The sequence below is a fragment of the Rheinheimera sp. MM224 genome, assembly GCF_947090785.1.
Taxonomy (GTDB): Bacteria; Pseudomonadota; Gammaproteobacteria; order Enterobacterales; family Alteromonadaceae; genus Pararheinheimera.
This window is the reverse complement of record NZ_OX352320.1, coordinates 125,322-138,976: the sequence shown is the minus strand read 5'-3', so window position 1 is coordinate 138,976 and position 13,655 is coordinate 125,322. Positions and strand designations below refer to the sequence as shown.

12 protein-coding genes are annotated in these 13,655 nt (G+C 46.7%); 11 read left to right on the top strand and 1 reads right to left on the bottom strand.

The features are described 5' to 3' along the window. Window positions 1–8: 8 nt before the first annotated feature. The 10 genes from ubiE to hemB are packed head-to-tail and all read left to right on the top strand — an operon-like array spanning window position 9 to window position 7,489. Window positions 9–764: a bifunctional demethylmenaquinone methyltransferase/2-methoxy-6-polyprenyl-1,4-benzoquinol methylase UbiE gene (ubiE, locus tag OM978_RS00635; protein ID WP_233009912.1), complete on the top strand. Its 756-nt coding sequence runs from the start codon at window positions 9–11 to the stop codon at window positions 762–764. Further along, window positions 764–1,369 (top strand): SCP2 domain-containing protein, encoded by a 606-nt coding sequence (locus tag OM978_RS00630; RefSeq protein ID WP_264344633.1) that lies wholly within the window; start codon window positions 764–766, stop codon window positions 1,367–1,369. The genes ubiE and OM978_RS00630 overlap by 1 nt, the downstream gene beginning before the upstream one ends. 2 nt (window positions 1,370–1,371) lie before the next feature. Then, complete coding sequence (gene ubiB, locus OM978_RS00625) at window positions 1,372–2,994, top strand: ubiquinone biosynthesis regulatory protein kinase UbiB (RefSeq protein ID WP_264344632.1); 1,623 nt, start codon at window positions 1,372–1,374, stop codon at window positions 2,992–2,994. Between the two features lie 48 nt (window positions 2,995–3,042). Continuing rightward, entirely contained in the window at window positions 3,043–3,306 is a 264-nt protein-coding gene (gene tatA, locus OM978_RS00620) for a twin-arginine translocase TatA/TatE family subunit (RefSeq protein ID WP_264344630.1), read from the top strand. Next, the gene (tatB, locus tag OM978_RS00615; RefSeq protein ID WP_264344628.1) at window positions 3,307–3,699 is read left to right on the top strand and encodes a Sec-independent protein translocase protein TatB; all 393 of its coding nucleotides are present in this window, start codon (window positions 3,307–3,309) and stop codon (window positions 3,697–3,699) included. Next, the gene (tatC, locus tag OM978_RS00610) at window positions 3,677–4,435 is read left to right on the top strand and encodes a twin-arginine translocase subunit TatC (RefSeq protein ID WP_264344625.1); all 759 of its coding nucleotides are present in this window, start codon (window positions 3,677–3,679) and stop codon (window positions 4,433–4,435) included. The genes tatB and tatC overlap by 23 nt, the downstream gene beginning before the upstream one ends. A 1-nt stretch (window position 4,436) precedes the next feature. After that, entirely contained in the window at window positions 4,437–4,928 is a 492-nt protein-coding gene (locus OM978_RS00605; RefSeq protein ID WP_264344623.1) for a hypothetical protein, read from the top strand. Then, window positions 4,918–5,730: a TatD family hydrolase gene (locus OM978_RS00600; RefSeq protein ID WP_264344621.1), complete on the top strand. Its 813-nt coding sequence runs from the start codon at window positions 4,918–4,920 to the stop codon at window positions 5,728–5,730. Before OM978_RS00605 ends, OM978_RS00600 begins: the two co-directional genes overlap by 11 nt. After that, the gene (locus tag OM978_RS00595) at window positions 5,727–6,485 is read left to right on the top strand and encodes a GGDEF domain-containing protein (RefSeq protein WP_264344620.1); all 759 of its coding nucleotides are present in this window, start codon (window positions 5,727–5,729) and stop codon (window positions 6,483–6,485) included. Before OM978_RS00600 ends, OM978_RS00595 begins: the two co-directional genes overlap by 4 nt. Continuing rightward, entirely contained in the window at window positions 6,482–7,489 is a 1,008-nt protein-coding gene (gene hemB, locus OM978_RS00590) for a porphobilinogen synthase (RefSeq protein WP_264344619.1), read from the top strand. Before OM978_RS00595 ends, hemB begins: the two co-directional genes overlap by 4 nt. Window positions 7,490–7,529: 40 nt before the next feature. Here the strand turns inward: hemB and OM978_RS00585 are convergent, their stop codons facing one another. Then, on the bottom strand, window positions 7,530–9,614 hold the full coding sequence (locus tag OM978_RS00585) for a winged helix-turn-helix domain-containing protein (RefSeq protein ID WP_264344617.1): 2,085 nt from the start codon (window positions 9,612–9,614) through the stop codon (window positions 7,530–7,532). Between the two features lie 368 nt (window positions 9,615–9,982). Here OM978_RS00585 and OM978_RS00580 point away from each other — a divergent pair, with 368 nt between their 5' ends. After that, window positions 9,983–13,618 (top strand): S8 family serine peptidase, encoded by a 3,636-nt coding sequence (locus OM978_RS00580; protein WP_264344615.1) that lies wholly within the window; start codon window positions 9,983–9,985, stop codon window positions 13,616–13,618. The last annotated feature ends 37 nt before the right edge of the window (window positions 13,619–13,655 follow it).

Here is a 13,655-nt window from a genome sequence, read left to right as displayed (position 1 = left end):
GGCTTTTTATGACTGACCAGCAACCTGATAGCACTCATTTTGGTTTTAAAACCGTAAAGCAAACAGAAAAAGTTTCTCTAGTCGCTAATGTATTTCATTCTGTTGCTGCCAAATACGACCTGATGAATGATGTGATGTCTTTAGGCATTCACCGGTTGTGGAAAAGATTTACCATCGACTGCAGTGGCGTGCGTCCTGGCCATCAGGTATTAGATTTAGCAGGTGGTACTGGTGATATCACCGCACTGTTTTCTAAAAGAGTAGGCCCCACTGGCAAAGTCATTCTGGCCGATATCAACGAATCCATGCTTAATGTAGGACGCGACAAGCTGCGCGACTTAGGTTTAGTCAATAATATCGACTATGTACAAGCCAATGCCGAAGCTTTGCCTTTTGCTGATAATAGCTTTGATATCATCAGCATAGGTTTTGGGCTGCGCAATGTCACAGACAAAGATGCCGCTTTGCGTTCTATGTTCAGAGTACTCAAACCTGGTGGTCGTTTATTGGTACTGGAATTCTCCAAACCTGAATACGAGTGGCTAAGTAAAGTCTACGACCTGTATTCCTTTAAGTTGTTGCCAGCAATAGGCGGTTTGGTGGCGAACGACAAAGAAAGTTACCAGTATCTGGCGGAATCTATCCGTATGCATCCGGATCAGGATACGCTGAAACAGATGATGGAAACTGCTGGTTTTGAGCATGTCAGCTACCACAACCTGACCGGCGGCATAGTGGCCCTGCATAAAGGCTATAAATTCTGATGTTGAGTTTAGTGCCACAACTGATCTGCGCTACTTTAGAAAAAGTGCTGCACAAAGTAGTGGCTATGGATCCTGCATCCCCTGCTTTATTGCAAAAAGTACAAGGCAAACAACTGGCTTTGCAGTTACAGGAATTGCCCTGGCGTTTTGTCTTGTCGGCTACAGCAGACACTTTATTATTGAACCAGCACAATGAAAAAGTTGATTGCGTCATAGTGACGGACCTCGCCACTTTACAAAAGCTCAACGATCCTAGTCTGCTCACCCGCTTAATTAAGCAGGATAAGCTGCAGATTGAAGGTGATCTCCAGGTCGCTCAGCAATTCAGTACTCTGTTACAACAGTTGAACCCTGACTGGGAGCAGCAGCTATCCGGTTGGTTAGGTGATGCACTCGCGCATAAAGTCGCGACTGCGATAAAACAACTTCAGCTCTACATTCAGGCGCAATTACAACAACTGGAACAAGCCAGCCTTGAGTTGGCTCAGGATGAACTTGCATTAAGCCCCACACAAGCCGAAATGAACCAGTTCAGCCGTGACGTCAGTCAGTTGCAAGCGCGGCTGGAACAGTTAAGTCGCCATCACGCCTTCAGGCAGGAGTAATTTTGGGTCTGCGCCGTTTTTACCACATTTTAAAAACCTTACTGCACTACGGACTGGAGCAGCTGATCCCGCAGCAGTGGCAACCCTGGTATTTCCGCGCTGCACGCAGTTCTGCCTTCTGGTTAAAAAACCAACACCCGGATAAAACCGAAGGGGCTCGTTTACGTTTGGCTTTACAGCAACTGGGACCGGTTTGGGTCAAGTTTGGCCAGATGTTATCTACCCGCCGTGATTTATTTCCTGAGCAATGGGTTGATGAGCTGGCCAAGTTACAGGACAAAGTGGAAGCCTTTCCGGGCGATCAGGCCAGGCAGCTGATTATTCAGCAATTAGGTTTACAACAAATTGACGACTTATTTGAACAGTTTGATGAAACACCACTGGCTTCAGCTTCTATTGCACAGGTACATAGCGCTCAGCTAAAACAAGCCGACGGTACTTTGGCTGACGTAGTGATTAAAGTGATTCGGCCTGATATCCGACCTCAAATTCTGGCCGATTTAGAATTGATGGATGCTTTGGCTGATTTAGTGGCTCGTTACCTGCCGGATGGCAAAAGATTACGTCCGAAAGAAGTTGTGGCAGAGTATCGTAAGACCATTCTGGATGAGCTGGATTTGCAACGTGAAGCAGCTAATGCCATTCAGCTCAAACGTAATTTTGAAGGCTCAGACTCACTCTATATCCCTTATGTTTACGCCGACCACAGCAGACTGGGCGTGATGGTGATGGAACGGATTTATGGTATTCCGGTGTCGGATTTACCAGCACTGCGCGCTCAAGGCACCAATCTGGAATTGCTGGCCAAACGTGGGGTCGAAGTCTTTTTCACTCAGGTATTCCGTGACAGCTTTTTCCATGCCGATATGCATCCGGGTAATATTTTTGTGTCCTTTGAAACACCAGACAATCCGAAATACATTGGTATAGACTGCGGCATAGTCGGTACCTTAAACAAAGAAGATAAACGATATCTGGCAGAAAACTTCGTTGCCTTCTTTAATCGCGACTACTTAAAAGTTGCTCAGTTGCATGTAGATTCAGGCTGGGTGCCGGCTGATACCAGCGTTGAGGAATTTGAAAGTGCCATCCGTACTGTGTGTGAACCTATTTTCCAAAAACCACTGCAGGACATCTCTTTTGGTCAGGTGCTGTTTAATCTGTTTAATACAGCCCGTCGTTTTAATATGCAGGTTCAGCCACAACTGGTATTGTTGCAAAAAACTCTGTTGTATATTGAAGGTCTGGGCCGCCAGTTATACCCACAATTGGATTTATGGCAAACCGCCAAACCATTTCTGGAAAACTGGGTCAAACAGCAGATGGGACCCGCGGCCTTATGGCGCGAAATCAAAGCCAATTTACCATTTTGGGCGGAAAAAATGCCGGAAATGCCGGGTTTGTTGCATCACTACTTGCAGCATGGTCCAAAACAACAAGCTCACTTGTTAGCTCAATTGCAGCAAGTACAGGCGCAACAACATAACCAGACTAAAAAACTGGCTCACGCTGTGCTGGCAGGTTGTAGTTTATTAGCAGCTGTCTTATTACTGACATCTGGCTGGTCTATAACAGCGGCGGGACTTGCACTGGTCGCAGTGGGTTTTGCCTTAAAAATTAACTGACGGACCAAGAGGTTCGTTGAAGCAGTTTGAAAACCGAAGGAGAATAACATGGGTTTTGGTGGCATTAGTATTTGGCAGTTATTGATCATCCTGGTGATTATTGTCCTGCTGTTTGGCACAAAGCGTCTGCGCAGTATAGGTACAGATTTGGGTTCAGCAATTAAAGGTTTCCGCAATTCGGTGAAAGATCCGGAAGAAACTGTAGAACCAGCAGCCCCAGCTGTTCAGCCGCAGCAGCCACAAATTAAAGCTGAAGTAAAAGACTCAACCCCAGTCAGCGCTGATCAGCCAAAAACGCCTGAACAACGCTAAATGAGCTTTTGGGAATTAATAGTCATAGCTGTAGTTGCTCTGCTGGTCTTAGGCCCGGAGCGATTACCTGGAGCTATTCGCAGTGTCAGTGGTTTTGTCCGCAGCGTTAAGCAATTTGGCCAGCAAATGCAGGCTGAATTAAATGACGAGTTACGGGTTCAGGAACTGCACGATAAGCTGAAACAAGCCGAAGAAAAAGGCTTGTTAAATTTGACCACCGAAGAAATGCAAGCCATGGCAGAGCTACGCCAGGCTGCAGCTGATGTGACCAATCCTTATCCGGCAGCCAGTACAACAGCACAACCACAAGTACTGCCAGCAGAACCTGTAGCTCCCCTTCCTTCGATTGCATCGGATCCAGTAGTAACAGATGACAAAAACCACAAATCCTAACAGCCTGTTAGGGCACTTGATTGAACTGCGACGTCGCCTGTTAAACACAGTAGTAGCGGTGCTGTTAGTATTTATCTCTCTGGCTTATTTTGCCGCAGATATTTATCACCTGATGGCTTCGCCCTTAATGGCTGTATTGCCTACTGGCGCCTCTATGATAGCAACAGATGTTGCTGCACCATTTTTTGCGCCTTTCAAGCTGACTTTTATTGTCGCGCTTTGCCTGACCGTGCCTTATATGCTGTGGCAAATCTGGTTGTTTGTCGCACCAGCTTTGTATCAAAAAGAAAAGCATCTGGTCGCACCGCTAATTATCTCCAGCACCTTGTTGTTTTACTGTGGTATCGCTTTTGCGTACTACATTGTATTTCCTATCGTGTTCGGTTTTTTCACCAGCGTAGCGCCTGAAGGTGTGACTATAGCGACTGATATCAGCAGCTATCTGGATTTTGTTTTAAAACTTTTTTTCGCTTTTGGTTTATCTTTTGAAATTCCGGTCGCTGTATTGTTATTAGTATGGACAGGTGCAGTCACTCGTCAGCAACTTGTTGAAAAGCGCCCTTACTTTGTTGTCTTTGCTTTTATTATCGGTATGTTGCTGACACCGCCTGATGTATTATCCCAGACACTACTGGCGGTCCCGATGTGTTTATTGTACGAATTGGGTGTATGGCTTAGCCGTTTTTATGTGCCAGTTGAATCAGATCCAGACGAAGTGTCTAATGAGGAAAAATAGAATGAAAAAAGCGCTTGTGATGTTGGCTTTGTTTGCTCCCGCTTTGTATGCGGCAGATTTATCCCAACAGCTGGAGCAGTGCCGTAGCATAGGCAATGACCTGCAAAGGTTAGTTTGCTATGACAAAATGAACACAGCAGCAGCTAGCGCTTATGTGAAAAGCACTTCCGGCAGCGAAAACACTGTTCAGACTGTGAATGTTGCCCCTGTCGCGCCAACTAAAGAAGAATTTGGTCTGGAACGTAAAGCTGAAGCGGCTAAAGAAGAAGTTGAGATTAAAAACCTGGAGTTGGTGTTACAAAGTGTTGAAACCAACCGCCAGGGCATGATGATTTTCACTTTTGATAATGGCCAGGTTTGGCGCCAGACTTCAAAAGATATCTTCACCGCCACACCAGGCAGCACTTATATCATCGAGCGTGGTTTGTTAGGCTCTTTCTTTATGAATAAAGAAGGCACAAACCGCAAGACCAGAGTATTACGTGAAAAGTAATATGCCGCTATGGTTTGATGCTGGCATCAATTTATTCAGCGATCGCTTTAACAGCGATCGCGACGATGTTGTGCGGCAAGCCAGAGATGTCCATATCAAGGAAATGCTGCTAATTAGCAGCGATCTGGCCGAAAGTCAGTTGAATATCCAGTATTGTTCGAATGTTCCATCCCTGTATTGCACTGCAGGTGTGCACCCTCATCAGGCTGCCGGAGTATCCGCCGGATGGGTAGCCGACCTGGAAAGCCTGTTGCAGGACCCGCACGTTGTCGCTGTAGGTGAATGTGGTCTGGATTTCAACAGAAACTTTTCAACTCCAGAACAACAAATCGAAGTTTTTGAGGCTCAATTAGCTGTAGCAACACGACTCAACAAAGCTGTTTATCTGCACGAACGTGATGCCTTTCCAATCCAAATCAGTTTGTTAAAAAATCACCCGGGCTTAAGTGGCATAGCGCACTGCTTTACGGGTGACAGCTCCCAATTAAAAACCTATCTGGATTTAGGCCTTTATATTGGTATAACCGGCTGGTTATGTGACACAAAACGCGGGCAGAGTTTAATGGACGCTGTCCGTTATTTGCCATTAGACAGATTGATACTTGAAACTGACGCGCCTTTTTTATTGCCTAAAACTATTGCCCCTAAACCTAAATCAAGCCGGAACGAACCAGCCTATTTGCCGGCAGTTGCGGCGCAGTTTGCTCATATCACAGGCCATAGCCTTGATAACATCGCTTTACATAGCAGGAGAAACAGCCTGACCCTGTTTCAGATCACAGCAGATGAGCACTATTTATGATGCAATGGCTACAGCTGCATTGGCAGCAGTTATTAATAGGCTTCGGCATCGGCGCTGTATTGACTGCTTCATTAGCCTGGTTGCTGTTTTATCTGCAGCAAAAAAAATGGCAGCTGAATGTCGCTGATCAGCTTGAAGACAGTATTCAGCAACGCACCCTTGAACTACAAATTACCCTGACTGAGCTGGCGGATAAAAACAAACTGCTGGAACAACAAAGCACCCGTGACGCGCTAACCGGGGTGCGCAACAGAGCCTTTTTTGATCAGAAGCTCAGTGCTGAAATTAAGCGTAGCCGCCGTGAGCGCAGCACTTTAGGTTTATTGATGATCGATATTGATCACTTTAAAGCCTTCAATGACAACCATGGCCATCTAGTGGGTGATTTGGTGATTAAAGAAGTAGCCAACTGCCTGCAGCAAGAGCTAAAACGCAGCACCGATCATCTGTGCCGTTACGGTGGTGAAGAATTTGCCATCATTTTGCCAAACACAGATAAAGAAGGTGCCATGGTATTGGCTGAACAAGTACGACTTTGTCTGGCTAACCATCGCATTAAACATGAAGAGCTGGAGCTGTCTATCAGTGTCAGTATCGGCTGTTACGCAGCAGTAGCTGAAATCAGCAGCGTCAGTGCCGATTATATTCAGGCCGCAGACACAGCTCTGTATCAGGCGAAAAATGAAGGTCGAAACAAGGTGGTATGTTCAACCTTGTCTCATTCAGTGATCACAGAATCAGGAGACTCCAGATGAGTCAGTTTAACGAATACTTCCCTGCCAGTCGCTTACGCCGTATGCGTCAGTCTGATTTTAGCCGTCGTTTAATGGCTGAAAATCATCTGACCGTAGATGACTTGATTTATCCGATGTTCATTGTTGAAGGCGAAAATCAGCGTCAGGTGATTCCGTCAATGCCTGGTATTGAACGTTTATCGCTGGATTTATTGCTCGAAGAAGCTAAAGAGCTGGTCGCTTTAGGCATTCCTGCTATTGCGATATTCCCTGTCACAGCCGCTGAGAAAAAATCACTTTTGGCGGAAGAAGCTTATAACCCGGAAGCATTGGCACAGCGTGCAGTACGAATGTTAAAACAACATGTGCCTGAACTTGGTGTGATCACTGATGTTGCGTTAGACCCTTTTACCACTCATGGTCAGGACGGCATTATTGATGATGAAGGTTATGTGCTCAACGACATCACTAGCGATATTCTGGTAAAGCAGGCGTTGTCTCACGCCGAAGCAGGAGCGGATATAGTTGCGCCATCAGATATGATGGATGGTCGTATTGGCGCTATCCGTTCAGCGCTGGAAGCCGAAGGTTTTGTGAATACCAAAATTATGGCCTACTCGGCCAAATATGCTTCGGCTTATTATGGCCCTTTCCGTGACGCAGTAGGTTCTGCCGGCAACTTAAAAGGCGGCAATAAAAAGTCTTATCAGATGGACCCGGCCAACAGCAATGAAGCCTTGCGTGAAGTAGCATTGGATCTGGAAGAAGGCGCTGACATGGTGATGGTAAAACCAGGTATGCCATATCTGGATATAGTGCGCCGTGTGAAAGACGAATTTGGAGTGCCGACTTTTGCCTATCAGGTCAGCGGCGAATACGCTATGCATATGGCCGCGATTCAAAACGGCTGGCTGGCCGAAGAGGCTGTTGTAATGGAATCCTTGCTGGCCTTTAAGCGAGCTGGTGCCGATGGCATCCTGACTTACTTCGCGAAAAAAGCGGCCATTTGGCTACAACAGAAGTAATTAAAATAAAATCGGGTCAGTTCATTCTGACCCGATTCATTTACTGAGCAATCAATGGCACAGCCATCAAGTTTGCTTCTCTGCGGCCATACATAGACACTACAAATTCCCTCTCACTTACAGCTGTTACCGAGCGGCTGGTTTTAATACTGCGCCCAGGGACTCGGAATAACTCTACGCTGGTACTTTGCCCCCAGGCTTTAAACATCCACAAGTCCGCTTCAGGCAAACGTTGCAGATAATAAATACCTTTTTCATCCACCAACCAATTACCCCAATCCACTTCAGCCAACTGTGGCACCAGCAGTTGTTCGCCACCTTTTTGATCCTGAAGCCAAATACCGCCCGTTAAAGCCTTCACATACAACAATCGGCCATCCGGTGCTTCACGGGCAAAAATGCCACCTTTAACTGTATGTTGCTGCGAAATGCCTGATTGCAAATCCAGACGCCAAATCTGCCAATCACCACTGATATTTGAGCTGAAATATAAACTACGACTGTCTCTGCTCCAACTGGCATGCTGGCTTTCAAAAGGCTTTTCGCTGGCTGGCTTAAAGTCTGAACCTGACAAGGTGCCGAGGTAAAGTTGGAGGACTTCTTTTTCACTGCGACGCGCAGGCACTACAAAATGCTCTCCATCCGGAGCCAGACTGGCAATATCCACTAGTCCTTCTTCAGTGGTATGTACCCGCTGCACTTTGGTTTGTGCCAGATCAGAATGCCATAAATCAAAACGACCGCTACGGCTGGACATAAACAACAGCTGGTCTGAAGCGGCTGTGTATTCAGGGTAGAGTTCACGCCCTAAAGTTTTGGGCATTAATACAGGTTCTTGCCCAACCCTAATCCGGTAAAGCTGCTCTTCACTATTGTATTGGGTATACACCAGCTCAGGTTGTGGCCCTAGCCTTACGGCAATACGCCCAGGCGCTTTGACATAAGACAGCGGTGTTATTTGCCCTGTTTGTACTGAGATTTGTAAAATCGACAATTCACCTTGCCAGACACTATTGAAATACAAAAATCTGTCATCCGGACTCCAGGCCAGAGAATAGATATACAAAGGATCTTTAGTTAAGGCTCTACTGCTACCATCGCTTTGGCGAAGATAAATCATGCCCAGATGTTTGGTCTGACGAACATAAGCAAGCTGTGCACTGTGATTGGCGAAAGCCAGTGGATAATCTTGTGTATCAGCACGGGGGGATGATAATCGCTCCATGCGACCAGTACTCATATCCCGTCCCTGAATACTGACGCCCCCCAGTTCATTGACCGCAGCAAAGGCCAACATGTTGCTGCTGGCAGACCAGGACAAGGTGTTTTGCAAATTCTGATGAAAACAATTGGCTAAGGTTTCTGTTTGCTTCGAGTTTAAATCCAGCAGCTGCACCTGACAGTCGTTGCCCTCTACAGCAAGATAAGCCAATTGCTGTTGATCAGGCGACCAAGATGGCGCTGTTGCATACTGATTTTCTGGTGTTAAAGGTTCAGCTGCTTTGTTCATCTGTTGTAAATCCAGCCGAAAGATGCCAGGAGCCTGGCCAGAAATATCCGCCATAAAGGCCATATAACGGCCATCACGACTAAAACTTGGCATCTCCTCCACTCCCAGCATAGAGGTGAGCTGGCGTGGCCGGATATCAGGTTTTAGTGCAGTCTCAATCTGAGCTGGTTGCTGTCGGTTGAACCACAAGATCACTATAACCACTACCATACTTAAACCGAGCAGCCACCAAATCCATCGCCTGGGAGAGGCTACACTTTTAATCTGGCTTATAAGGTACTCAGGGCTGGCATACTGTGGCTTTAGTGCCAACTCATAACCGGTTTTGGCAATGGTCAGTATCAACTCCTGCTCTGCCCCAGCCTGCTCAAAAGCTTTACGTAACTGCCATATCGCATTGGTCAGGCCTTTCTGCCCTACAGCATCATTGCCTGACCATATCTGCTGAATAAGCTCTTGCCGACTAACAGCCCTGTCCTGATGCTGAATTAAATACTGCAATACTTCAAACACCCGGGCGGGCAGTTGCACTTCGGTAAGTGGTCCGGAAATTTTGTGGTTATCGTGTTGGATTAGACAAGTTCCAAGCACTACATCAGGTAAATCGAGCAACATAAAATCCTGTCATAAAGGCGCAAACTTAATACTATTTTTTAATAGGTTTCTGCACTTGTATAACAGCGCCGGACATAGTGTCAATCCGCCCAACCCGCCATATTGTTAATGTCTGTAACCCAATGTTTTATGCCGTTAATAAGTGTTGGCATAGCCACAAAATGGAATAACTAACCAATTGATAAATAAAGAATAGATAATTAAAAGATATATATTCGACAGAAAACTGAGAATACCTCTATTGAGCCATGAACTGCAGTTTTGTTAGCGTCAAACTGTCATTTTCCGGTCACATCAGGTTGCCCATAAAAGACATAAAAATAACTAAAAAACCCTAATTCCAGGTGTAACAATTCAGAGAGGATTCCATGCCAAGAACTATTCACAGTCTGGCGGGGGCTATACTGGCGGCGCTGTCGTCAACTCCTGCTTTGGCGGCGACGGCTCATCTGCCGGCTCAGTCAGAACATAAGCCTTTTGCAACCACGACTACAGCCACAGATGCTATCGCTGTTTATACCATTGAACTGAAACTCGACAGCGCTTTACAGCAAGGCCAGGTAGATAAAGCTCAACATCAGGCCATCAAAAAACAACAGACACAATTTATCGACCAGATGAAAAACCAGTTTGGCCAAGTCAAAGTGCTGGCACAAAGTGTGCTGTTTGGTAATCAGGTCTCTGTTGAGTTGTCTGAACAGCAGGCAGCGCAGCTTGCTGATTTTGCCGCTGTAAAAAAAGTCAGCAAACTTGACCCAGCGTTGAATGCTCAGTTGCTTAGCACGCAACCTGTTCCACAACAGCTGCATAAATTTGCTGCATCCGCAGAACTGCCGGCCGCGTTAGCAGGCGAGGATGGTGGCAAAGGGGTCACCATCGCCGTGTTATCCACAGGCGTGGATTACACTCACAAGTTATTAGGGGGCGCCGGCACAGCCGAAGCTTATCAGCAAGCCATTAAAAATGCGGGGGCTCCATACAAAGGCTTCCCAACCGCAGTGGTGACCTCAGGCCGGGACTTTATTTCTGACCATCCGGATTTCAGCTTTGGTTATGACGATAACCCTATCGAATCGGATCTGGTGTATGAAGTTCCGGGGCAAGGCCGTTATCCGACAGGCCGTGGCACTTTGCTCGCCTCCTATATCCACCAGCTAGCGCCTGCCGCAGAAATTCGTGCAGGAAAAATGTACAACATTATGGCAGAAGATGGCGAGATTGCTTATCTGGCAGGGCCTAACCATGCGATCCTCACACGGGCACTAGAATGGGCTTTAGATCCAAATGGTGATGGCGATTTATCTGATAAAGCCGATGTAATTTTGCTGGATTTTCAGTTTTATGGCCATGGCGTATATAGTCAGAAAGACTTTAGCGGCGACCAGCTTTCTCTCTACCCCGCGGCTATTCAGCGTGCCGCCAGCACCGGCTCTTTAGTGGTCGTCGCTCAGGGTGAATTTGAATCATCGAATCGCTTTGCCACTCCTTATCAGGCAACAGCACCGGCAGCTTTAGCTGTAGGCTCTTCTTATAACGATGGCGACATAATAAAAATTGATATCAACTCACCACACGGCCCTGTGCGTGGCGAGTTGGAACTACTCAAACCTGACGTCATAGCAACAGCCAAAGATATTACAGGCGCAGCCGTAGGTGCAGGTGAGGCCACTGCAACAGATCAAGGTTCTATTTATGCTGCGGCTCATGCGGCTGCGACCGGAGCCATACTAAAAGGCAAGCACCCTAAGTTAAGCAGTGTGGAGCTGAAATCGCTGATCAGCACCACAGCAAACTCAACAGTGATGACACCAGACGGCGCGGCTCAGGCTGAAGTCAGCTGGATTGGCCATGGTGTGGTAGATGTAGCAGCAGCACAACAAAGCCCTTTATTAGCCTGGGATGCTGACACCAGCCAAACCGGTATTAATTTTGGTTTACAGGAAGTGCCAGCTCATCAAAGCACCACTTTGACACGGCATATTTATCTGCGTAATTTAACCGACAAGGCTTTGACCTACAAAATTGCAATCAATGCCAACCAGCCGGAACGCCATAAAGCTTTAAGCTGGCAACATGCTGCCACTATCACTATAGAAGCAGGCCGCTCCACCTTAGTTCCTGTCAGCTTAACGATCAACTCTGCTTTACTGGCCAACTGGCCTATGCTGACGAGCGAAGATTACAGTGCTGAAAAATGGCGTGAAACTGAACTGGATGGTTATATTCAATTGACTAGTGAAGGCCAGCCGACCAGTCAATTGGCGTGGCAGGTTCGAGCCAGAACTAAAGCCGACATTCAAAAAAACTATACAAGTTTTACAGAATATCTGTCGTTAGATGGGCATCGCTCCACTATAGCTGCTAAGTACTTTGACACTTATAAAGCATTAGCTCAGGACTTTAAAAATACCTCGGATAAAACTGTCGAATATGCGGTTTACCCGACCTTAAGACAACGAACAGCTATGCCTGTGCATCTGCAGGAATCTGAGGGGGCTGTAATTAAAGCTGTAGGTAACGGCGTGTTTCCCGAAGCCAGTTGCAGCAGTGGTCAGAAGTTCTCTATAGCCACCAGCTTTTTCCAACCTAAAGAGCTGGCAATCGGCAGTTATGTCGAGCGTGGTGGCGATTTAGTGGCATGGGAAATTTTAAAACACGACTTTACAGCCAATAATGCCACTCTGCCGGCCAATCAGGCATTAACCAACAGAACGGATGCAGACGTAGTGTTACGTGGTTTTGTCAGTATCGATTTCACCACAGGTCAACCTTTGGGTTACTACACTGACCTGAGCATGGAATACGATTTTAATAATCCAAACGGTCGTTATAAACCTACTAAATTGCCTGTCCGTTTTACCAGCGATAGCAGCAATGTAGTGGTTGAATATTGCCTGGAAGAGCTGGAGCCTTGGGGTATTACTCCAGAGGATCTAAATCATAACTTAGGTTATATCGTCAGCACAGACCGTGACGCCATGCCGGAAGCTTATGAACCCATCATGCAGTTTAACCCTGTCAACATGGGTGCAATTCATATTACTTATGAATATGACTGGTTTGGTAATCTGATTGAAAAAACCGATAATCAGTCCAACCGGGTACTGTTAAGCCCAGCGCCTGTAGCTGAACCTGAACGTGTTTACACTGAACGCCTGAGTTTAGCTCCGGGCGAATCCGCCACCATTACTGGCATCAATGAAGGTTACTGCGGCTTTGGCTATACCTGTGGCAAAGGCTTTATGCTGATGGCTTTGGATTCCAACTTTAGTCTAGTGGCTGATATCAAACTGGGTGATGCAAAAAGCTCTATTGCAACCCCAAGAGCAGGCCAACAGTTCCTGACGACAGAACATACCGCAACAGGCACCAGTCTGGGTTTTATTCAGTTGGATAGCTTTGGCTATTTTGCTCAGGGTGGAGAGCTGGCATCTGATCGTAAGCACTTGCTGGCGATGGTGGATGTGTTACCAGGCAGTCCAATCAGACTAACTCCTGAAGGCGAATTGTTGGTGGCCAATGCCGACACTTTGGACTTTGAAACTCAATCTGAGTTGACCTTTAAAGTACAGGCTCGTTTGGGGGATGATATCAACTCATCTGCAGTACCAGTGACCATCAAATTACAAAACCTCAACGACAACGCCCCGCAGTTATCCAGCACAGCGCAAACCAGCTACCAGTTCACGGCCGATCAGGAGCTGTCTGTATCTTTGCAAAACTGGTTCAGTGATGCAGATAACGACAGTGTGACGTTGAGCCTGAGCGCTTTACCCGCAGGCTTAAAGTACAACGCAGAACAAAAGTTATTACATGGCACAGTCTCACAAAGCAGCACTATTACTATCACAGCTGCAGATGGCGACCATAAAACCACGGCCGAACTGAAACTGACAGTACCTGAAGCTCCGGCGAAAAGCTCTGGCGGCAGTATCAATTATTTGTGGTTAGTACTGATGGCAATAGCTGGTGCTATGCGCTTAGGTCAACGCCGATCCGCTTAACTGAATCCGACAAAGGCTCCCAGTGGGAGCCACAAAC